At 57.7% G+C, this 22,877-nt stretch carries 14 protein-coding genes; 7 read left to right on the top strand and 7 right to left on the bottom strand.

All coding sequences use genetic code 11. The annotated features are described in order from the left end of the window. Nucleotides 1-590 precede the first annotated feature (590 nt). The 3 genes from L1A08_RS00405 to L1A08_RS00395 all read left to right on the top strand — a co-directional run bounded on the left by L1A08_RS00405 (nucleotide 591) and on the right by L1A08_RS00395 (nucleotide 4,157). Complete coding sequence (locus tag L1A08_RS00405) at nucleotides 591-1,418, top strand: hypothetical protein (protein WP_238752985.1); 828 nt, start codon at nucleotides 591-593, stop codon at nucleotides 1,416-1,418. Between the two features lie 255 nt (nucleotides 1,419-1,673). After that, entirely contained in the window at nucleotides 1,674-3,095 is a 1,422-nt protein-coding gene (locus L1A08_RS00400; RefSeq protein WP_238752984.1) for a sigma-54-dependent transcriptional regulator, read from the top strand. Between the two features lie 126 nt (nucleotides 3,096-3,221). Continuing rightward, entirely contained in the window at nucleotides 3,222-4,157 is a 936-nt protein-coding gene (locus L1A08_RS00395) for a hypothetical protein (protein ID WP_238752983.1), read from the top strand. Between the two features lie 121 nt (nucleotides 4,158-4,278). On the opposite strand, the gene L1A08_RS00390 is transcribed toward L1A08_RS00395, so the two are convergent. Together L1A08_RS00390 and L1A08_RS00385 are read right to left on the bottom strand one after the other, a co-directional pair. Continuing rightward, entirely contained in the window at nucleotides 4,279-4,926 is a 648-nt protein-coding gene (locus tag L1A08_RS00390; RefSeq protein ID WP_238752982.1) for a hypothetical protein, read from the bottom strand. 73 nt (nucleotides 4,927-4,999) lie between these two features. Further along, complete coding sequence (locus tag L1A08_RS00385) at nucleotides 5,000-6,193, bottom strand: hypothetical protein (protein WP_238752981.1); 1,194 nt, start codon at nucleotides 6,191-6,193, stop codon at nucleotides 5,000-5,002. Between the two features lie 236 nt (nucleotides 6,194-6,429). Here L1A08_RS00385 and L1A08_RS00380 point away from each other — a divergent pair, with 236 nt between their 5' ends. Then, on the top strand, nucleotides 6,430-6,930 hold the full coding sequence (locus tag L1A08_RS00380) for a hypothetical protein (protein ID WP_238752980.1): 501 nt from the start codon (nucleotides 6,430-6,432) through the stop codon (nucleotides 6,928-6,930). A gap of 99 nt (nucleotides 6,931-7,029) precedes the next feature. On the opposite strand, the gene L1A08_RS00375 is transcribed toward L1A08_RS00380, so the two are convergent. Together L1A08_RS00375 and L1A08_RS00370 are read right to left on the bottom strand one after the other, a co-directional pair. Further along, nucleotides 7,030-8,448 carry a hypothetical protein gene (locus L1A08_RS00375; protein WP_238752978.1) on the bottom strand — a complete coding sequence of 473 codons (1,419 nt, stop codon included), beginning with the start codon at nucleotides 8,446-8,448 and terminating at the stop codon, nucleotides 7,030-7,032. A 445-nt stretch (nucleotides 8,449-8,893) separates the two neighbouring features. Next, nucleotides 8,894-10,093: a Gfo/Idh/MocA family protein gene (locus tag L1A08_RS00370; protein WP_390896830.1), complete on the bottom strand. Its 1,200-nt coding sequence runs from the start codon at nucleotides 10,091-10,093 to the stop codon at nucleotides 8,894-8,896. A 306-nt stretch (nucleotides 10,094-10,399) separates the two neighbouring features. Between L1A08_RS00370 and L1A08_RS00365 the strand changes: the two genes are divergently transcribed. Then, nucleotides 10,400-10,906, top strand: a complete 507-nt coding sequence (locus L1A08_RS00365; RefSeq protein ID WP_238752973.1) for a hypothetical protein — start codon at nucleotides 10,400-10,402, stop codon at nucleotides 10,904-10,906. Nucleotides 10,907-10,913: 7 nt separating this feature from the next. Here the strand turns inward: L1A08_RS00365 and L1A08_RS00360 are convergent, their stop codons facing one another. From L1A08_RS00360 to L1A08_RS00350, 3 genes are read right to left on the bottom strand one after another with little or no spacing between them, the layout of a single operon-like run. Further along, nucleotides 10,914-12,104: a class I SAM-dependent methyltransferase gene (locus L1A08_RS00360; protein WP_238752971.1), complete on the bottom strand. Its 1,191-nt coding sequence runs from the start codon at nucleotides 12,102-12,104 to the stop codon at nucleotides 10,914-10,916. Continuing rightward, nucleotides 12,101-15,634: a UvrD-helicase domain-containing protein gene (locus L1A08_RS00355; RefSeq protein WP_238752969.1), complete on the bottom strand. Its 3,534-nt coding sequence runs from the start codon at nucleotides 15,632-15,634 to the stop codon at nucleotides 12,101-12,103. Before L1A08_RS00355 ends, L1A08_RS00360 begins: the two co-directional genes overlap by 4 nt. A gap of 5 nt (nucleotides 15,635-15,639) precedes the next feature. After that, nucleotides 15,640-18,948, bottom strand: a complete 3,309-nt coding sequence (locus L1A08_RS00350; protein ID WP_238752967.1) for a PD-(D/E)XK nuclease family protein — start codon at nucleotides 18,946-18,948, stop codon at nucleotides 15,640-15,642. Between the two features lie 286 nt (nucleotides 18,949-19,234). Here L1A08_RS00350 and L1A08_RS00345 point away from each other — a divergent pair, with 286 nt between their 5' ends. Together L1A08_RS00345 and L1A08_RS00340 are read left to right on the top strand one after the other, a co-directional pair. Then, the gene (locus L1A08_RS00345) at nucleotides 19,235-20,773 is read left to right on the top strand and encodes an SDR family oxidoreductase (protein WP_238752965.1); all 1,539 of its coding nucleotides are present in this window, start codon (nucleotides 19,235-19,237) and stop codon (nucleotides 20,771-20,773) included. 108 nt (nucleotides 20,774-20,881) lie between these two features. Then, a complete protein-coding gene (locus tag L1A08_RS00340) occupies nucleotides 20,882-22,876 on the top strand; it encodes an outer membrane protein assembly factor BamB family protein (RefSeq protein WP_238752963.1) in 1,995 nt (664 codons plus the stop codon). Nucleotide 22,877: the final 1 nt, after the last annotated feature.

Genomic DNA, 22,877 nt, shown 5'->3' with positions numbered 1-22,877 from the left:
TTACTGAGTGCGAGTGTCTCACGTTCGCATTCAGAAGTTCGTCTCTCGTCTCAGCGGTGTGCCAGGCCTCAGGGTGTCATCGATTCCTTTGTTCTCTTCGATGACTGGCTTCGTTGTTTGTTACCACCTGAGTTTTCGTCACAACCGTCTTGCCCGTCAGGGCTGTCAGGGCTTAATGCATTGAGCGTGCCAATGAAAAAATTGATTTTTCACTTCATCCATAACTCACTGCTCCACAACACCTTCCGATATGCATGTAACTTTTACACGTGTCGACAACCTGTCGAAATTGCAACTTTGGGGTAGACGTGATCGTGGAAAAAGATACGTGAGAGAAAGTTGACAATTTCGAGCATTTTCCAAGAAATCGTCCCCAAATTTGAAGCTGTAGAACCTGCGAAGACTTTCCGGATGCGGATTTTGCCCGAGTCCGATGTACCGCGACTGCCTTCGTCGGGAGGCTTCGACAGGTCTGAGACCGCATCGAACTGGTCGAAACGGCAAATGGACCGCTACACTGGATCGAGGAACGCCCGCCTCTGGTTTCTGATTGAACAGCGGGTGATCCGCTGTCAGCCCCGGACGCGTACATGCTTAAACTCAGTCCCCGTTCGATGTTGCATTCACCTCCGCAATTCCGGATCGCCACGGTCGCGGCTTCGGCGAACCAGATTGAGCGACTGACAACCAGCCTGCCGGCCGGAATTCCGCTGCATCACTGCGAGGATCTCGATCAGCTTTGCGAAGCCGCGAATTATGACGCCAACCTGATCCTGATCTTCCAGAGCTATCAGGATCAATTCGCGCCAGCGTCGGTAGCTCTGCTGAGGAATCGGTTCCCGCTCGCGCGACTGCTTGTCGTCCTCGACGTTCTTTCTGCTGCGGAAGGACGTAATCGGACCACATGGCCAGTGGCATGGTGTGTTCCCGGCTGGAAACTGCACGACCGGCTTGAACGGGAGATGGAAGTCCTTTCGGGAAATCAGCCTGCGCTCGCATCCACAGCCAGTCGGGATGAAATTGCCGGATTCGAGTTGTCACGAATCGATGGCGATTCCCCGTTGCCCTCCAGGCACGTGATCACCTACTCCGCCGATCCGATTTGGAATGAGACCTTACAGAATCTGCTGGTCGAGCCTGCCCCCGGTCGCATTTCAATCGAGTCATGTAAAGAACTGAAGGATCTTGCTCCTCTTCTCAACGCTTTCCCGCTTGCGGCTCTGGCGTTCGACATCGACCCGCTTAATTCGCTCTCCGAGTGGATTGCATTGAATCCGGCGCGGATCGCTGAACGGCTTTCGATCGCTCATTCCGACTGGGTTACAGCGGAAACCGAAGAGCGACTTTTGGCGGCTGGCTTTCGGGCGGTCGTCTGCAAGCTGAACCCGAACGGCCTGCAACGGGCAATCCTCGGATAGACCGGCGGCTTCTTGAGCTGGTGACGCCGGTCCGCCAGTTCGGCGTTTTGCCCGTGGGAATTGAACACTTTTTCTACAAAACTCGAATTGCTCCGTTTTTTGATATCTGTTATCACCCGCCTCTCACGTGGCCCCGGCCAGTTCATCAGTAATTGAACCGGGCCGCCAAATGGTCCCATCCAGTACCCCTCCCGCGTATTCATGGATGAATCCGCTGTCGGCGTTCCGTCGATTGCAGGTGTCAAGGAGTAGACTTTGAACTCACCATCAGCTGGCAAATTGCGTGTTCTCTTCGTCGATGACGAAGCGCCCATTCGGGACGTCATGAAACTCGAGCTTCCACGCATGGGCCATGATCCGACGATCTGTGAAGACGGTCAGTCGGCCATGAAAGCGCTGGAAAAGCATACATTCGACGCAGCGATCATCGATCTGCGGATGCCGGGATTGAGCGGCTGGGATGTGGTCGATCACATCAAGCAGGTCTCGCCGGAAACCGAAATCATCATCAGCACCGGCCATGGCAGCATGGAAGCCGCCATTCAGGCACTCCGGAAAGGTGCGTACGATTTCATTCCGAAGCCCTGCAAGCTCGTCACCATCGCCAACGTCCTTAAACGTGTGGCCGACAAACGGGCCATGATGAATAAGACAATCGCTCTTGAGAATCGACTGAAAGCTGTCGAGGGAACGTGCCGGATGATCGGCAGTACCCCCGCCATGCAGCAGGTCAAGTCGATGATTTCCAAGGTGGCTCCAACCGACTCCGCGGTCCTTGTTCTCGGCGAAACCGGAACCGGAAAAGAGCTTGTCGCTCGCCGCATTCATGAAGAGAGCCATCGCTCCCAGATGCCATTCGTGGCGGTGAACTGCGGGGCCCTTCCCGAGAATCTCGTTGAGAGCGAATTCTTCGGTCATCGCAAAGGCGCATTTACTGGAGCCGACACTCCCCGAAAGGGACTGTTCGAAGTCGCCAATGGAGGCACTCTGTTCCTGGACGAACTCGGTGAACTCGATCGCAACATGCAGGTCAAACTGCTGCGATTCCTCGAATCAGGTGAAGTCCGACGGGTCGGTGAAAACGAAGCGTTCCATGTCGACGTTCGCATTGTCTGTGCGACGAACCGGCATCTGGAAGAGATGGTCACCGCCGGCTCGTTCCGGGAAGACCTCTACTTCCGCGTGAATACGTTCCAGATTAATCTGCCGCCATTGCGGGAACGCCGTGATGACATTCCGTCCATCGCAAAGAATCTGCTGACCCGATTCATGAAGCGAAATGATGTGCCGGAGAACATCTTCACTCCAGAGACACTGGAAACCCTGAAGGCTCACGTCTGGACCGGCAACGTCCGCGAACTGGCGAACGCCATTGAATATGCGGTGATTCTGTCCGGCGGTCAGGCCATTCTGCCAGAACACCTGCCGACGAGTGTCACGAATCGCGTCACGGTGAACCTTCCCCCCGCTCCGGCTCCCGCACCAGTCGCGGAAGCGGCTCCGGTAGAGCATGAAGTCAAAACGTTGCGTCAGGTCGAACAGGAAATCATCCTGGCTTCGCTCGAACGCAATCAGGGCGACAAACCACAGACCGCTCGCGAGCTCGGCATCGCTTTGAAGACGCTTTACAACAAGCTGAATCAGTACGAAGCTCAGGGACTTGAGATCGCCAGCTGATACGACACACGCACCACTTCCTACTTAGCAGGGACGAGTTCATCTGGAACCTGTCCCTGTTTTTCGTTTCTGCACGGACTAATCCCGAGATCAACGATATCGCGACTGAGCAAACTGGAGTTTCAAGTGCCGACTGTCTTCCGTCTGGTTGTTCGCGTCTTCGCGTTAAGTCTGTTCCTTATTCTCGGGGCCGCGGCGACCACCTGTATTCTCGCCGGGGAATTCCCTGGCGATTCTCCTCGTCAGGCAGACTGGATTCCGGACGACAACGATGAGTTCCTCAGGCTACTGAAAGCCAAAGATTCGGAACTCAACCGGGTCAGAGTCACTGTTCAGAAGAAAAAGACCGTCAGACGAGTCCCACTTCTGGAGCATGCTGAAGACTCATTTAACGCGTACAAATTCGGAGGCGATCCCCCCTCACAGCCGGAGAGCTACAAGCCTTACGAATTGAAGACATCGGCAACATTCCTCCTGACGCTCCAAGGCAACGAGACAACCATCGAGCGGACATCAATGTTCAATGGACGAGGGGAGCGGGAGGATCAGTCGCAGTACAGCAAGACCTCAAATGCCTCCGGAACAACCGAAAGCATCTGCGAAGCACACGGCTACAGGACTATTCTTCGCAATGTTCCGTCGATCGAAGAACACGGATTGTTCTACGAAGCCAGAATGGAACTCGAGTTTTCTCTGGGCGTGGGTTTCGGCAGTCGGCTGGAGTCGATCGAACAGATCGAGCGTGAAGGAGAACTGGCTCGCGTTCACGGAACGATGCGGATCTGGAAAAACGACCTGACGAAGGCAGTTCTCCTCGTCGATCGCAATCTGATCGTCCGCGAGGCAGTCCTTCACGCAGACAGCAGTGGTCATCTCAGCCGATTCGAAATTCAAACTTCCGGAACCATCGTACTCCCGGAAAGAACGTGTTTCGCGAAAGGATCGCAATACAAACGGATCGGATTGGGGCATGTCTGCGAGGGCGAGTTCATTGAGAGAACGACCGTTCTCGACGACTACTCAACGGAAGACCATGAAATTATCGCGTTGTCCGGTGAGTAAAGTTCGCCTCATTCACACGGCTTAGAGCATTTTATGCTTCGGCTGCAGTCGCATAGGCGGCAATCTCCCGCCCATGCTGAATTTGCTCCTGCAAACGCCTGCAGTCGAATTTGAATTTGCTCTAGTCCGTCGACGCCTGTTCGCGGTCCTCTTCTTCCCTGGCTCCTTCAGTCACTCGCAGTGCGAATCGGCTCTTCTTTTTGTCATCGTCGCGATAGACCACGCGAACCTTATCGCCGTTCACCAAGTCTTCAACGGCTTCCGCGTCTCCGGCGAATTCCGTTGCCGATGTCATCACGATTTCCCAGGGGGGAGAAGGTTCTCTCTTCTCAGCGTCGTCTTCATCCGGTCGCGGCTGGACGTTCAGGATTCGATCTCCACCGGACCGTCCGACCGAGATCACGGTGCCTTCGATGACTTCGGAGTTGGACAGGACTTCCACCTGTTCGCCGGTCTGGGTGACCGCTTCGGCGGCAGCATCGGCTGATTCCGCCACTTCGTCGGTGTTCACGGCGACAGTCAAGGCGATCGAGTCGTCGGTCACGTCCCCGTCCATCCAGAACCAGCCGCTGAATAGCCCGACCACAAAAACGATGAGAAGGACGACGGACGAGATGGAGACCGTCCACCCAATCTGCATCATTCTCCAGTTCCACGTTGTCTGTTTCCGGTCGATATGTTCGTTGTCGCGATCGTCCACGTCTCGTCCCTCCTCTTGATACGGATTCCCGGCCAGTTTTGGCAACAGGTCAGAGGGAGCAAATGTCATTCCCCCAGGGGGAATCCCGGATAACAGCCCGAACAGCCCCGAAAACCGCCGGGGCGGAGTCCAGCGCGGACTCTCAGAGACCGGTTTGAGCCGGGGTTTCGGCCTGCGGCTGAGGCAGCACCCGGTTTTCGTCGAGAATGCTTCCAGTCAGGTACGCCTGAAGCAGATGCCGATTTCGTACCTGAAGGTCCCGAGCCTCGCCTGTGAGTTCGGTAACGAGCGGACCAACCTCTTTTACATGAGCAAAGCCGGCCATCGTGCGGATACTTACGCTATTTTGCAGTCGTAAGGTCTGCCCCGCAATCAGGTCGGGAAGTTCAGCACGGGTGAACCAGGCCAGCCCCAGGACGATTACGGCCAGAACGATCGCAATCGAAGTGCTGTAACTCGCAGCGAGGAGAATGAGCGCCATCAGCGTGGTGGCGATCATGACCGGTCGACGCTGTTCCGCGGGGAAGATGGCGACAGCCGCAGCCGTCAGAGCGAACCAGCCGATCGTAATGATCGCCGTGAGCGCCGAGAACGGAAGCAACCAGTTCCAGATCTGGCTGACGGTCGTACCGGTCACAGTCCAGCCCCACATTTCGGAGGCGATCATCAGGACAGGCAGAAGGATCATCAGATAAATGAGGATTCCGATCAGGCGAGCCACGGTATCGGCAAACGACTCTGTCTCCGGGACGAGGACCGGTTCTGCGTTCTTCCCAGTTGGCTCGGCAACTTCCTCTCCGTTCTCTCCGGCGGGCGGTGAAGGATCGGCCTTTAATCGAGGCTGAGCCGGCGACACGGAATCTGAGTCCGGCTCGTTGGGACAGAGCAGTTCAAACTGTCGGCGAACCGAGGCGTTGGCGAAAATCGCCAGGATGGCACCGGCGACAATCCGAGCCAGACCGAAAGCAACGAGGACCGTTAACAGCAGAGACCAGATCTGCCAGGCGAATGTGACGGCTTCATCGACGCCGGGAATCGCCAGTTCATGCTGGTAGTCGAAATGCCAGACCACGGTCAGGATGATCGACAGGAACACGCCCCAACTGACAATCGCCGCGGGCGTTAGATTCGAATGGACCGGCCGACGGGAAAGAGGCTTCCAGGGGGGAACGAACAGCGAATTGAAGTTCATCGACGAAAGCATGTACCAGACTGTCAGGCCAACGACGATCGCTAACAGTCCTCCCGCGATCCCCCACATCAGAAACGAAGTCGAGAGAGCCGCCGACGGCTCGATTCCCGATTCCTGAGCCAGTACATAGAATCGAAGAGACACCGGCCGACTTTCTGGAGCAGGAGAGACAAAGCGTTCAGAAGTATGTGAACTGATCGGGCAGACCGTTGCAAGGATCAGTCCCGGTTACCACTCGACTTCTCCAGGCTGAGAGCCTGTCCGTAAGAATAACCGCCCGTCGTCCAGCGAATTTTCCGATATTTTTGACCCTGAGACCGTTCGTTCACGTTCTTAATGGTGAATGGAATCGCCACGAACTCGTTTCGAAGGGACGAACGATGCCATCCACAAGAAAAATGAACTGGAAATCACTGCGAAAAACGATCGACCGCGTTCTCTGCTGGGTCATCGGCGTGCCGCTGGCATGGCTGGTTGTCACCAGTGTCTATCACTGGCAGTTCAGCTGGTCGAACACGGTGTTCATCGCCTTTTACCTGACCCTGTACCTGGTGATGGCCGCCGTTTCGGTCGCCGCGAGGACGGCCGAGAGTGAGCTTCCAACGATTACCTTCTGGTCGGTCTGCGTCTTCCCGCTGATCGGGATGTCGCGAATTGTTGGCCAGTTGATGCACAGTGAATACGCGACCGGTTCGGGAGCCCCGCTCGGGGCAACTCTCATGACCATGATTCTCGGGACGATCTCGCTCTATTTGTTCATGCGATGGGAACAGAAGAAGGATCTGGCTCGGGATCCTGACTCGGCCGGGAAGAAAGTTCGCTATCTCACGATCCAGCGCCCGACTTCGAGTTGGTCAGCTGATGAAGTCGCCTGGTGGTAAACAAAAAAGAAGCACCGGCGTTTCCACCGGTGCTTCTCCACATCCCCATTCTTTCGCGCTCAATCCTCAAGAGGTCGAGCAAGTCTTACCGCATGGCTCTTAGAAGTAGCGGTTGAACTGAATTGCGAACTCGTGATCGAACAGATGTGTTCCATCAGCGATTTCGTTGACCGGCAGAGTGACGGCACCTGTCAGGGTGCTGTTCTTGCCAATCAGAATCGTCGTACCGGCGGTCAGGTTCAGGACGTCAACACGGTTGAAGGTGTTGCCGAACTGTGAGCCACCTGGGACGGCGATGATGTCAGCGTCGTTCATGGTCGTGGTGTAGTGAAGTTCGAAGATGCTGGCCACGCCGCGAATCAGCGAGGTGTCGCAGTCGCCACCACAGCAGCTGTCGGTGCACCAGTCATCGTTGCAACCGCAGGGATCGTCGAAGCAGCAGCCGTTACCGTATCCACAACCCGGCTTACGCAGCCAGTAGCCGATCTGGTAATCGAGCTTCAGCAGGTGCTGATCGTTCAGGTCGCCAGTCGCGACGGTCGGAGCAACTGCACCATCGGTGTAGTAGAAATCGTTGCCATTCAGGCTGAAGTCAGCCTGGGCGAAGAACTGCGTGAAGAGGCGATCGGTCGGCTGACGCAGAATCGCGAAGTACGGCGTCAGTTCGATCGACTGGTTGCGGACCACACCCGAAGCTCCTGCGGCGGTACTGACGCGAGCGTCGGCACCGGTCGGAGCGGTGAAGCCCATACCAGCGGTCATCACGGTTCCCGTGCAGCAGTCGCGGTACAGAACCTTCTTGAGGATGATCGACAGGTCGCCGAGTTCCATGCTGTAGCCGTCGGTGTCCACGCCAGCGCCTTCGAGCGACTGAGTGTTGTCCGGAGCGCTGTAGAACGGAAGACGGAATTCGATCGAAGCGTCACCGCAATCGAAGGTCTTTTCGAACTGCATCGTGTACAGATCGAGGTGAGCGTCTTCGCCCTGAACCAGGTAAGCGTTATGGAAGTGATTGTAGGTCACTGCATAACGATCGCGTGGCAGCGGGCTGTTGTTCTGTCCGATCTGCAGACGGGTGGCGCCAGCGGAAGGAACCGAATCGTATGTCGGAGAGAATGGTCCGAATGCCGGGGTCAGCACGCCGAAGCCGGGGCTGAGGAAGTCACCGATCATGTTCGGTGCGGTGGTTGACTGCACGCTTGGTCCCTGTGCAGTCTGGATCGGAGCCGGATTCGGCTGGAACGGAACGTCGTTGGCGATTGGAGCCGCATCGTCGCCGGGGAGCACCTGCGGTGCGTCAGCGTCCGACTTGGCGTCTTCCGACTTGCTGGATTCCGGGACCATTTCGGCCTTTGGCGATGGCGGCGGTGGGCATTCGGTCGAATGCTTTGGCGGACACGGCGGCGGACAGATCGGCGGACACGGCTTCTTGTAACCTGGACGCCCGGCGGCGACCAGCGATTGTGTCGGGCACACCAACACAATCAGCAGTAGTACCTTGAGTGAACGAATTAACATTAGCCCTCACTCCGTTGATTCGAAGCTTCAATCCATCGCGAACCGAGCTGCGCGACCACCAGCTCACGGAAGATTGATCATGCAATATGCAGGGCGAACACTCCCCGCCTGTTTTCATAGATTCGTCATCGTCAAATTGTTTTCCTCAATTAACGGTGTTTAGTGGACGAATCGAAAGTCTATTCAGCATTTCATAGGAGGATGCAGAGGATCTTTTATGACCGTCAAAGTCGATCTGATCTTCCTATCCTTCCATTTGGCTCTTCCCGGGCCCAAGCAGGACCGCGTTAACCGTCATAAGTGTTCGAGCTTGCCAGCTCTGGGGGTCTGGGCGCATGAAAAAAGGCAGATCAGAGATCTGCCTCGAGTGTGGGAGTCTTCCCAGTTTTCGCCGTTCGCTTACATTACCCGTTCAGACGACGGTTAATGCATCATCGAAAATATTCTAGCGGCGGGCTTTTTCGTACTTCATGGGCAACCAGGCTCCGTTCTCGGCGCTGCTGGCGACGCACTGCTGGATGAAATACATCCCCTCGGCCCCATCGTAGATGTTGGGATAAATCGTGTCGCGTTTTTCGAAGTCCTTGCCTTCCGCCCGCTGGACCATGGCATCGTACGCAAAGCGGTACACGTTCGCGAACGCTTCAAAGAAGGCTTCGGGATGACCGGCGGGCAGCCGGCAGGAAGAAGCCGCGATCGGCGTCATGAAGTCGGCGTTCGGGTCGCGGGTGTAAATCTTGTGAGGCTGGCCGTTCTCGCGAACGATCATTTCGTTCGGATTCTCCTGACGCCACTGCAGCGCCTTTTTGGTTCCGTCAATCTCGATAAACAGGTCGTTCTCACGACCATGCGAAATCTGAGACGCCGTGACGGTCATCAGACCGCCATTCTCCATCCGAATCACGGCATGGCCGTAATCGTCGAGCGACCGTCCTTCAACCATCGACTTGAGATGACACGAAACCTGTTCCGGCAGCAGTCCGGTCATGTAGCGGCCGAGGTTGTAGGCGTGCGTTCCGATATCGCCAAATGCTCCCGCTGCTCCCGACTTCTTCGGATCGGTCCGCCACGCGGCCTGCTTCTGGTCGGAATCTTCCAGCTTGGTCCGCAGCCAGCCCTGAATGTAGTTCGAACGGATCGCCTGAATTTCTCCCAGCTCACCCGAGAGGGCCATCTCACGGGCCTGTCGCACCAGTGGATACCCGGTGTAGTTATGCGAGACCGCGAAGACGGCTCCCGACTTCTCGACAACGTCGACCAGTTCTTTGGCCTGATCGAAATCGAATGTCATCGGCTTATCGCAGATTACATTCAACCCGGCTTCGAGCGCGCATTTGGCAATCTCGAAGTGCGTATGATTCGGGGTGGCGACGCTGACGAAGTCGATCCGCTCGCCTTCTGGAAGAGCCATTTCCGATTCGACCAATTCCCGATAGCTGCCGTAAGCGCGTTCTTCGGGGATGTCGTAAGCCGGTGCGGAAGCCTTGGCTTTCTCTGGATTGGACGAGAGCGCCCCGGCAACGAGGGCCGCACGGTTGTCGAGCACGGCTGCGGTAGCATGCACGCGTCCGATGAACGATCCCTGGCCTCCGCCTGTCAGGGCCATGCGAAGCTTGCGATTCAAACTGCCGTTGGTGGTTTCCATAATGCTCGCCTGTGAAAGTTGAGAGTCGCGATTGAAGATTGAATGGCGTGACATCGCCAGAACGGTTGAGTAGTGAATTCAGGCAGAATATCTTGATAGGTAGTCGATCTCAACTCTGGAAAACATCGCCCGTCTCACGAAGGACTGGCGGTCAAATTCCGGATGCCGTAAACTGACGGAGGACGGTTGGTCATTCTTTTGCGACCGTTCCGCCCGTCTTCAAGTCGCGAGCGAAGTTGGGCACACACATCTCAACGCCATCTGAGTTTTCTGTCTCGGGCCGTCGCCCAGTTAAGGAGTGAATCAATGCTGAAGTCGGAATCTTCCCGTATGGCCTGGTTTGCGTGCGGAGTCGTCGGAGGGATGATGCTCTCCTACTTCTGGCCCAGCGAAGTGGCCCTGGCCGACGTCGACCGCGACAGTGATGCCAAGTTCGCGATGGTGACTGTTCCCGTCGGTCTGACCGCCGGCGACGCCGTCTTCGTGCTCGACTTCCTCACCGGTCGCCTGTATGGGGCCAGTCTGAATCCACAAACCGCGAAGTACACGCAGGTCTATCTGCGCAACGTGCTGGCCGACTTCGGTCTGTCTCCGGACATTAAGCCGCGTTTTGTTGTCACAGCGGGCGCTCTGAACGTCTCGGCTCGTGGCTCGACACGCAAGCAGCCGGCGACCGGCGGGATCCATATCGCGGAACTCAACAGCGGTAAGGTGATCAGCTACGCCTTCCCGTTCTCCCTGTCGCCGCGAGTTGAACCGCCGGAAACCCTGACAATCGTCGACGGCTTCCAGTTCCGCCAGAACGTCGAATAGTCTTTCGTCATGTCTGCTGTTCGCTGACACGCGAGCAGACGATGACCTTCGACTTCCCGCCGACGCGGGCAAAGATCACAGTCGCTGTCCCTGCTCCCTGCAGAGGCAGCGACTTTCTTGTTTTCTCGACGTCGATCTTGAGATGGCGGCACTTAATCTCCACGCTGCCGATGTCATTGCTGCGAATCCATCGGCGGAGCTCTTTTTCATTCCGCCCCAGGACTTCGTGAACCTCGAAGGCCGCCATGAAGGGCGAAGCGATCAACTCGTTCGATGTGAGATACTCCTCGGCTTCGTCAAGTCGGCTGGCTCCCGTTTCTTCGGACAGATGGTTGATCATCCCTGCTCGCACGACGGCCGGATCGGGATCGTAGATAAACGCGGCGACTTCACCGAACTGCGGATAGGCTGAGAGCGGGTCTCCGACCAGTGACGCTCCCGCTGGCAGAACCGTGGCCCGCCACTGTTCGGGCTCCGCGAGTTCTCCACACCAGATGAGAGCCTGTTTGCACTCGCCTCGCCAGCTGACCAGTTCCACTTCGCATTCCGGAAACTTGCCGCCAAAATTACTGGCCGGACTGAGCTTGATCACCCCTGCCCGGCAGCTCATCGCCAGTTGCTGCATCTTTTCCAGGTTCGGCTGAATCAGTTCGAGCCGCCGCTGGCGCTTTCCAGACGCATCCCGCTGATCAGGATCCAGGTGCAGAACACGCCCGGCAACCTCAACATCGTTGACATCCTGTTGGCGGAACTCGATCCGATCGGCGACTCCGTAGGTCTCGGCATTCCAGCGGGCCAGTTGCAGAACGACTGGATCAAGATCGTAAGTGATCACCGTCCCGCCAGCCGCGAGAGCAATCGCGTCGGCTCCCAGTCCGGTGCAGAAATCGAGGACGGGTTCATTATCGGGCACAGCCGTCCGCAGCCGCCGGGCTTTGTAGATGGCAAGTTCTTCTGAAGAGGACTGCTCCAGGGACTGGCGCGTCATCCAGAGTTGATCAGCGAGAGAGAACTTCAGTCGCGCCTGTTCGCGCAGGCTGGTCAACTCCAGTGCGAGGCGGACGAGTTCCGCCGGATACTGAGAGCGCAGTTGTGTCTGCCGCTGCAATTCGGATCCCTCGGCCGCCGCGATGGCGTCGAAGATCTCCGGAGTCGAATGCAGTTGTTGCCAGAGTTCGAGAGGGCCGTCGGAATTCACGCCTGGACTGTTCGCTGAAGGGATTCGGGGGATGGTTCCTCAACCGGCATCGGAAGTAATGAGTTCCGAGCCTGTCGGAGCGCAGCATGAATACGCGAGCGGAATTGTGCAATGATTGCGTCGGTGATTTTCAGCTCGACTTCGCGAATCGTCTCTCCCAGCTGAATGATTCGGATCGACGCCGGATAGTTCCCGGTCCATTCCTGAATCGCCAGAGCGTAGAGACACATTTGGATGCCGAACTTCTCCAGCACGGCTTCAGGAGTCTCCGGCAGCCGCCCTGTTTTGTAGTCGATCAGATGCCATTCCCCGCGTTCGTTCCGCAATAGACAGTCGACGGTCCCGACGACCGTCGCTCCTGGATCACCGTTCTCGCCGGCCCAGCGGAGCAAAAATTCAGCTTCGCGGTGCAACTGGGGTGCTGTGGCCAGCTCTTCAAGCAGATCTGAAGCGAACAACTGCTTGAGTCGTTGAGCGGCTGTTCGCTGAACTTCCGCCGGCAGAGTTTCGCCAAGTTCATCGGCGGCCTGCTGAAGCACGCGATCGATCTCTCCGGGCTCGTTCGCATCGAGATGTTCCATAGCCGCATGCAGAACGTGGCCCAGCAGCTCCGACTCCTGCAGTGACAGTTTCACATCCGAAGCCGCGATCATGCCGGACGACTTCTGTCCGTCCGAAGTTCGAAGCTTCGCATCAAGGTCTTCGAGCTGCGAAACCGAGATTCGCAGCGGCTGCAGCGATGTCGGCGTCGCGGGAAGTGCCATCAATGGCGGCCGGACGGGCTCTGAACTTGAGAGCAGCTCTTCCCACTTCGAGAGCCGGGTTGGCCGCGGTTCGGATTCCGGCCGCCGTCGCTCAGGTTTCTCGGACGTGATGGTGATATGCGGAAGCCGCTGCGGTTCCATCCCCGGCTGCTGCATCTGCCCCAGCAGCGGATCGTGACGCGCCAGGCCTGTCGTGAGGTCGAATCGATCGGCAAGCAGAGTCATCCACGGCCCCGACAGACTTTCATCGGGATGCCAGTACGCGGACAGAACCAGCAAATCGGCTGCTCGAGTGGTCGCGACATAAAAGAGACGAATCGCTTCCGATTCGTCTTCGGCAGCTTCCAGATCGCGGTGCATCGTAAGAACAGGATGAGTGAGTTGCTCGCCCTTGATATAGGGCAACGAGAGCAGCGGACCGAGCCGGGGATGCAGCACGGACGTATCGCGATTCGCGTTTTGTCGACGGTTAATATCGGCGACAAAGACAACCGGAAACTCGAGTCCTTTTGACTGGTGCACGGTCATCAGTCGGACGACATCGCCGCTCTCGGCATGAGTCGCCGCCAACTCTTCCTTGGCATCTTCCGAAATCGATTCCAGCAACCGATCGCTGAACTCGGAGAGTCCCAACAGAGCCACCTGATCGAACTGGTCGGCCATCGAGAGAAGCTTCTGCAAGTTCGCGACTTTTCGCTCGCCGAGAAACTCGGTCAGCAGCGCCCCGTCGTATCCCGTCTCAGTGACCGCGTGACGAAGCAGCGTGCCAATACCCACCCGATGCCGCAGGTCCATCAGCTCGCTAAGGATCTCCCGGGTTCGCCCCACGACTCCCGCCTGAGCGGCATCGCTGACCGACACCCGTTCGTTCTGGCTCAGCGTCTGCCAGAGTCCACCCGAGTGATCGGCGACTTCGGCAATGGTGTCATCGGACCAGCCGAACATGGGGGAACGGAGAATGCCGACCAGGGCGACTTCATCGGAATCGTCATCGAGGAACCGACAGAGATTCGCCAGATCGAAAACTTCCTGTTGAGCAAAGAACGCCCGTCCGCTGACAACGTAATATTCAATCCCGGCTTTCCGCAACGCATCTTCGTAGACGCCAAGATGACTAAAGGCCCGAAACAGGATCGTGATATCCCCGTTCCGCACCGGACGCAGTTCGATCTGGCCGTCGGCGTTTTTCTCCCGGATTCGCGGCGTGTCGTCTTCCAGCAGTGTCTGAATTCGCGAGGCAATCCATTCGGCTTCAATGCGCCGCTTGTCGCCGACTGTCGCACCGTCATCGACATCCGGATCGCTCGACCAGAGGAACTCGACTTTGCTTCGCGGCGGGTACTCGTTCTCATCGAATGCGGTGAGACTGTCGTACTCACCGGGCATCGCCGGGGCGAACAGGAAGTTCACAAAGTCCAGCACGCCCTGCTGGCTGCGAAAGTTCCGTGTCAGCGAGAGTTGCCCCGGTCTCGGAATCTGTTCCCGTAACTGGCGGAACACAGAAGGATCGGCTCGACGGAAGCGATAAATCGATTGCTTGACATCACCTACGAGGAACAGACCGCCGGATGTGAGCCGGTCGCCGCAGATTGCTCGAACGATCTCCGTCTGTACCGGATCGGTGTCCTGAAACTCGTCGAGCAGTAGAAAATGCGTTCCCTGCTGCAGGCTCTTACGGACTGATTCATCCGTCTGCAGCAAATCCCGCATCATCAGCAGCAGGTCGTCGAAGTCGAGAGTCGCCTGATCCCGTTTCTGTTGCTGATAGGCTCGTACAATCTGGGTCGTCATCCGCAGGGCCTGCAGGCCGAACATCGCCCCCTGCTGCAGTGCAACAGGATCGAGTTCGAGCACCGGGAGCAACGCGTCAATTCGAATTCGCAATTGTTTGAGGCTATCGCGAACCTGTTCGTAGATCTCTTCGGAAATCCATTTGTTCTTGTGAACATGCTGGACGGTGCAAGCTTCCCGCAGTTCCTGAAGGGACTCCACGGTTAACGAGCCGGTATATTCGAGCGCCCCCAGATGCTCGCGGAGAATCTGCTGACGATCCTTCCATTTCGGCGTCGAAGCGAGATCGTTCCCGAGCATCGGCTGCAACTGCGAGACTTCGGGAGATTCCTTCAGTTCGTCGAACTTCATCGGTAGATACTGCTCGCGATGAAAGCGACGCCAGAAATCGATCAGCTCCGCTTCCGCCGAGGCGACACTTATGGTTTCCGGAAGCTGAAAACGCTGCCGAGTCAGTTCGCGGAGGCGACGGAGTGTATCTTCCAGTCCATACCGGAGCACGAAACTGAAAGCATCTTCGTTTTTGGCCCGCAACAGGGTTTCGAGTTGCGTTTCCACCGTCTGCGAAAGCAGCGCCGTCGCTGTGGGCTCATCGAGGACTGAGAACTCGGGATCGATGCCCAGCTCGGTCGAATATCGCCGCAATGTCGACGTACAGAACGAGTGAATCGTCTGAATGCGTGCGGTTTCAAGATCCCGCAGAATTGCCTGCCAGCTGGCCACTTCGTCGTCCTCGCAACTGGCGAGTTGCTCCCGCACCCGTTCGCGAATCCGATCCCGCATTTCCCGGGCGGCTCGATCTGTGAACGTGATAGCCATGAGTCCGTCGAGCGTTTCCGAACAGGGCTTTCGCATCAGCTCGGCGACAAAGCGTTGGGTCAATACAAACGTCTTCCCGCACCCGGCTCCAGCGGCCAGGGCGATCGAGACATTCCGCGTTTCAATGGCAGCAGCCTGCTGCGGTGTGTAGGGCATCGTGGTTAGCTGTTCTCTTCAGGCTGAGTCTGAACGGTCCAGAGTTTTTCGAGGGGCTCGGCGACCGCTCGGACCTGATTGACGCGACAAACGGTTGAGTACGGACACCGGCTCGTGCATTCCTCATCTGGATTGATCACGGGAAACTCGGCATTCCGCAGGGAACGGATGAGCTTCGGCAGAATTAGATCGAGTTGTTCCGCCCAGATCTTCAGGAACTCCTCGCCAAGCGGATCCGGGTTCCGTTTTCCGCCCAGGAACCGCGGCTCGAATCCATCTTGACGGACACCCCAGTAGCCGACGAACCAGGGGACGGCGTCTTCACCCAGCAGTTGCAGTCGCATGATGGCCACCGTGTAGAGCGCCAACTGCAGATGAGTCCCGCGCGAGACATCGGCATCCTTGAACTTCGGCGGCTTGCCTGTCTTGTAGTCGATCAGCACAAAGGTATCGCGTCCGCCGGTTCGTCCGACATCAATCCGGTCGATGCGACCTTCAATGAAGACGCGCTCATCTTCCGAACCGAAGGCGACGGGAGGATACCCGGCCGGCTCTTCCGTTTCTCGTCGAGAGCTGCTGCTCCCGAATGCAATCTCGCGGAACTTTGGCTCCAGTGGCTGTTCCCATTCAACGTCGAACCGACCGGTGTACTGCTCGGTTTGAGACTCGTACAAATCGGCCCACTCCGAAAGCAGACTGGCTTCGATCTCATCCAGCGACTGTTGCAATTCGTTGCCGGAGATGTTGCGTCCGAATCGCTGCTGCAGCAGGTCGAGAAATTTCGTCGACAGCAGCGTGCTCTTCCCCTCCGCATCGGCGGCCAGCAACTCACGCAGTTCGGTTTCGTGAAGTTCGGCCAGCAGATCGTGGATGATTGTTCCACGCTTGCGATGATCGGTCTCGAGCCGGGGAGCAGACTGCGGTTCGAGTTCAAGCACGGTATCGAGATGAAACCGGTACGGACAGCTCGCGTACGATTCGAGCTGAGTCGCGCTGAAGGTGTACTGCGGCGTGAACCAGTCCATCAATCGTTGCCGCACGGCCGGACTTCGCAACATTCCTTCGTAGGGCGTAAAACCGTGGGATTCGAATCGCGCGGCATTCATCCGGGCAGCCGCCAACAGGCACTGAGACTGCCGGTCGTATTTCTGCTGCGACAACATCCATCGCAGCAGCACCGGATCGCCGTCGCTGATCGACTTCACGGCATACAGCCGGAGATCGGTCTCGGTGAGCAATTCGCCTGCGCGCGGCACCGGCGAAAGCTGATCGATCTTCGTTTCGACCCGGGGATCTGCGAACAGACTTCGCGTCGCCTGATAGAACGGGCTGGCGTACTGCGGCTGGCCGCGTGAAGAAACGAACGAATAAGCCAGAGTCAACTGCTGCGACGGGCGGGTCGCCAGTCGATAGAAGAACTGCATTTCATCCTGGTAATGCCCCGCTCTGTGATCGAGCGGCACGCCGAGTTCGATCCACTGCTGCCGTTCCTGCTCGCTGTAAAACGGCTGATGTTCGCGGGATGACGGGAAAGTCCCTTCCTGCAATCCGCATACGAACAGATACTTCGCCCGCAGATGCCGGGCGTCGCTCGCTTCGAGTATCTGCACTTCTCCCGGACGCGGACGACGCGGCGGCAGATGCTGCGTTCGGAACTGCTCATCGGCCCAGCTCGCGAATTCCTGCAGACTGGCAAGCTGTCCTGAGGCGGCCAGCAGATCATCCTGAAAGCGGCTCGCGTCTCGCAATAGACCGACGATCAGGTCGAACTCATCCTCGGGCCGAAGGATCGCGAACGGAGTCGGTTCGGTATCGGTTTTGTTCTGCCGGAAGAGTTCCCGCACCCGGGCGACAAGTCGCTGCACATGTTCGGTCCAGGTCTGCTTCTGCTGAAACGGCTTGAGCAGGTCATCCAGCTCGGTAAGAACTTCGAGCGAGGTTTCCAGGGCCGACACATCGGCGTCCGAGGAGCCGCCGCGCGCGACGAGCGAGTTCAGGGTCTCCAGAATTTCGGCTCGATTGCGCCGCAGATTGAGACGGCGAAGCGTTCTCAGCGTGATGCGGGTGCGGACATCATCCCCCTGAAAGCGGATTGTCGTTTGCGTCAACAGTTTCTTGAGGGAAGCGTACGACCAGTCGCTCACACTCACGGCAAACAAAGCCGAGATCGATTTCGCCAGTGGCAACGAACTGACGGGCCGGTTCACTTCGAGATGAAACGGCACGCCGGCATCGGACCAGATTTCTTCGATTAACGGGGCCGCATGCTGCAGGTCGCGCGTCGTTACGATGATGTCTTCCGCGGGAACATGATGCAGCAGCAGCGATTTAACCCGCCGGACCACCTCCCGCATCTCGGCGCGCGCTCCGGATGCGGCAACCAGTTCCACTCCCGTGGATTCGTCCGAAGGCTGAAGCTTCCGCGGATTGGCGAAAAGATTCTGGCGAATCGTCACCAGCCCCGTGGCCTGCATGCCATCGGTCTCCGGAGACTCCGGGCGAACTTCGATCTCATCGACATCCACCCCCTGTTTCTTCGCATGTCGCCGGAGGGCATGTAATGACCGGAGCGGTTTCGAGAACAGATCCTCACGACTGTCGTTCCGTTCGACCGGAAAGGTCACATACATCTCATCGGCGTGTCGGGCAATCAACGACAGTGTGACGTACTGCGTCGCTGTGAAGTCGGTGAAGCCATCGACGACAACGAGCCGCAACCGGGGAAACGCGTTCCATTTCCCTTCCGCCAGAAGAGTGCGGGCCAGCCAGAAGCGGCCTTCGGCATCGTATTTGTTCCATTCTCCCAGCGTGTCCTGATACCGTTCGTACAGCCGACAGAGTTCCTCGTCTTTTGCCGAGGGAGGACGCCGTTCGAGTGCCCGACGCAACGCATCTGGCCAGGTCTCTTCCCGCTTCAGTTCAGAAATGAACTGCGAGAGCAGGCTGACGAAACCGAACGTACGGGCCACATTCCGGAAATGTTGCAGTTCGCCGGCCTGAAGCGACTGATTGACCAGATATCGGAGCAGCATCCACCGCTGGAACGGCTTGAGCATCGACGCGGCGTGGCCTGAGCGATTCAGCACCCGCTCGGCGAACTGGTCGAACGTCATCACCCCCGGGTCGAAACAACAGCGGAGATCCTCATCGAACAGCGATTCGATGACCTGCTGGACCGAACGATGCGTCGGCGTAATCCACAGCGTCTGGCCCATATCACCGTCATCGGCCTGAGCGCGAAGGGCCTGGCGATACGATTGCAGACATTGCGCGGTCTTACCCGAGCCCGTCAAACCGCTGACCAGATGAAGCATTCCCGAATCCCGTCTGTGTGGAAACATCGTCCCTGTTGTTCACTACTTTGGGCACTATTGTAGCAGTTCGCCGCCTTGTGAATATCCGTCGGACGGAATCTGTTCTCACATTGCGTTCCCGGCAGCCGAAACCGTGCTTGTGAACCGCCGCAGTCTCTCTATAACTAAAGAGACACCTCGAGCAGTGCGGATCGGAATTCTCCGAGGGGTCGCTTTCGCGATCACGAATTGCAGCCAGAACGCTGGCGATAGTCCACGTTGACGAATAAAGAAACGTCTTTTCTCTATGACGACTTCCAGCAAGCAACGTGTTCTCGTGACCGGGGCGACCGGTTATATCGGTGGTCGGATTGTCCCCAGACTACTCGAACTGGGATATCCCGTCCGCTGTCTGGTTCGCAGTCCTGAGAAGCTTGAGGGGCGTATCTGGCGTGATCACCCATTGCTGGAAGTGATTCAAGGGGATGTGAGCGATGACGGCACTCTCGACGAAGCCTGCACGGATTGTGAAGCTGCTTACTACCTCATCCATTCAATGGAATCGGCCGGCAGCAGTTATGCCGAACGGGATCGTGAACTGGCCCGGTCTTTTTCGAACGGAGCCCAACGCTGCGGCGTGAAACACATCGTTTATTTAGGCGGACTTGGCGAGATGGGCCCCGGCCTGAGCGAACATCTTCGCAGTCGTCGTGAGGTTGAGAGCGTGCTGCGGGAGAACGGCATGCCAGTGACCGGGTTTCGAGCCGCGATGATCATCGGGTCCGGATCCGCCTCGTTCGAGACACTCCGCTATCTGGTCGATCGCCTCCCCGTGATGGTGACACCGAAATGGGTTTCAACCGAAACCCAGCCGATCGCGATCGAAAACGTTCTGGTGTATCTCATCGATTGTCTGGAAATCCCGGAATCCCATGGTCAGTCGCTTGATATCGGTGGCAGCGATGTCATGCGGTATCGGGATGTCATGCGGACCATGGCCGGGGAACTCGGGTTGCCGCGACGCTGGATCGTACCGGTACCGGTGCTCACTCCGTGGCTCAGTTCACTCTGGATCGGTCTGGTGACTCCGGTCAGCCCCAAGATTGCCCGTCCTCTGGCCGAGGGGCTCAAGAACAAAACTGTTTGCCGAAATGATCTGGCTCGCCAGCTGTTGCCGCAGAAAAAACTCTATTCTGTCAGTGAGGCGATTCGATCGGCGGTCAACAATCTCAACGAGGGAGACATCGAGACCAACTGGTCGATGGCCGGCAAAATGACCGGCGACCCGGACTGGGCCGGCGGCACGGTTTTTCGCGACGTTCAAACTATTGACATCGATGCTGATCAGGAAACGGTCTTTCGGGTCGTCAGCAGTATTGGTGGCGAGCACGGCTATTGGGGCGTCGACTATCTCTGGCGACTTCGCGGACTGATGGACCAGTTTATCGGGGGGCCGGGGTTACGGCGTGGCCGTCGGCATCCGACGGTGCTCCGTTATGGAGAAGCCGTCGACTTCTGGAGGGTTCGCCACATCCGATGCAGCTCGCGGCTGACACTCCATGCCGAGATGAAAGTTCCCGGCGACGCCGAGCTTGATTTCCATATCGAGCCGCTCGAAGAGAATCGCTGTCGCCTTACACAAACAGCTCGCTTCCGTCCCAAGGGTCTGGGCGGCATCCTCTACTGGTACAGCGTCGTTCCGCTGCATCACATCGTATTCCGCACCATGATTCGTGGGGCCAAACAGGAAGCCGAAGAGGCGATGAAGAATCGGGACGCGACGTCAACGGCTCCTGCGGATCCGCCAGAAATCGCGGAACCGGTCCAGGGCTCCGCAGCGAACTGACACGGAACTCCCGATCTGCATATCGCCGAGGTCGACGCAGGCGTACAATCGTCTGGTATTCTGACACCTCGGACGTTCGTCCATTCTCCCGGCTGCGGATGATTGCGCATGCAGACGGCACGGCTGGCATTCCTGATTGCTTCATGCCTACTCCCGTGGACCGTGCTGGCTCCCCTCGCTGCCGAAGGAAATCCGTTCCTTCCTGAAGGGACTCCAGATCTCGGCTGGCCTTCCGTCCGCGGAGTGAATCACGATGGGCATTCCCCGGAGATCAATCTGGCCGACTCCTGGCCCCCAGAAGGTCCGCCCGTTCTCTGGGTTCGCGATCTTGGACAGGGGTATTCGGCTTTCGTCGCTAAAGAAGACTCTGTCTACACGCTCGCGCAGTCATTGCAGGGACAGTTTGTGTACTGCCTTGATGCCCGTACTGGCGAGACCCGCTGGCGGTATCGGTACGACTGGCCTTACGAAATCGCCGGTGTCTACCCCGGTCCCCGGGCCACACCGACGCTGGCCGATGGGAAAGTCCTGTTTGCCAGCCCCGCAGGACTCATCGGGTGTCTCGATGAGAGAACCGGGCACCAAGTCTGGTCCCGGAATGTGGTTACAGACTTCAGCGGCGATGGAGGCACCGGTTTCGGATACTCGTGTTCGCCCACTGTTGTCGACGATCTTGTGCTTCTGCCCGTTGGCGGTCCGGGTGCGAGTCTGGTGGCGCTGGATCTTCAGACCGGAAAGACGGTCTGGCAATCCGGAGATGAGCCGGGCAGTTACAGCCCCGCGATGCCGATCACCCGCGGCGGTCGAGACCTGGTCGTCGGCTATCTGGAGAATGCGCTCGTCATTCATGATCTTCGAACCGGCGAGTTGCTGAGCCACATGGAGCTTTCCCATGGCTACGACGAACACTCGGCGTGGCCAATCTATCGCGAACCCCTTCTCTGGATCGCGGCTCCGTTCCAGGCCGGCTCGCAGTTGCTGGAGATCTCCGACGACTTTACACAGACGGCCATTCCCAAAACCGTCTGGCGATCGAAAACACTGTCCAACGATGTGCTTTCAAGCGTCCTGGTTGACGGCGCACTCTACGGATTCGACATCTTCGATCCGCAGGCGAAAACGCAACGGCCGTCGCGAGGCAAGTTTCGCTGCGTCGACTTTCTGACGGGAGAAGAACTGTGGGAACAGGGTTCCGGCAAGCCGCAGCGATCGAACAACGACATCTCCGAAGAACTCGGGCAATCGGGAATTGTTGTGGCGGATGGCAAGCTGATCCTGTTCAACGAACGGGGGGAACTGATCCTGCTCCGGCCGAACCGGGAACGTTGCGACATCCAGGCCCGATGTGGCGTGTTGACGGGCGAGCTCACCTGGACTCCACCGAGTCTGCACCGCGGTTGCATCTATGTTCGCAACCACTCGCGTGCCGCCTGCATCTACATTGGCGAGTCTCACTTGTTGCCGAAGGATCAGACGACGCTGTCAGCCGCTCAAATTCCACAGTCCGCATACGCGGATTGGTCCACGCGAATCGTTCCGGTCGAACCGGAATTCGCCTTCGATCTGCCGTCCGACGAATGGCTCTGGTCCTGGTATCTCTGGACGCTGGCCCTGCTGGGTGCGAGTCTGGTTCTCGCAGCGATTCCAGCTTTATTCGCCCCCACTGATCGCCGATGGTTTACGTGGATTATCTGCTACCGAACGCTGGCTTTTCTGCTGGGAGCGGGCGGCACAACCTGGCTCAGTTTCTGGACGCAGGAATTTCTTTTCACCTGGCCGCTGTGTCTGTTCATTAGCTTTGAGATCGTGCTCGCGAACCTGCGACAACAATCGACGGGCCGCGCTGCTGGTTTCCGAGACCGTCTGCCTCTGTTCGTCTTCGTCGCCGTTTCGCTGTTCTATTACTGGTTGTGCCGCCGGATGAGCCTCGTGTTTGAATGGGCCTTTCTACTGGGTCCCATTGGAGCGATGTTGCCCGGACTGATTGAGTGGCGATGGCAGCCCCGCGGATCGATTCAACTCGCTGGCTGGGTCCTGCTGAAGCTCCTCACCTTCACCTGCTTCTGGGGCACAGCAATCGTCGTCTTTCGACTCCGATATTGAG

It is taken from the genome of Rubinisphaera margarita, assembly GCF_022267515.1.
In the GTDB taxonomy this organism is placed as follows: Bacteria; Planctomycetota; Planctomycetia; order Planctomycetales; family Planctomycetaceae; genus Rubinisphaera; species Rubinisphaera margarita.
This window is presented reverse-complemented; position numbering and strand designations above follow the sequence as displayed.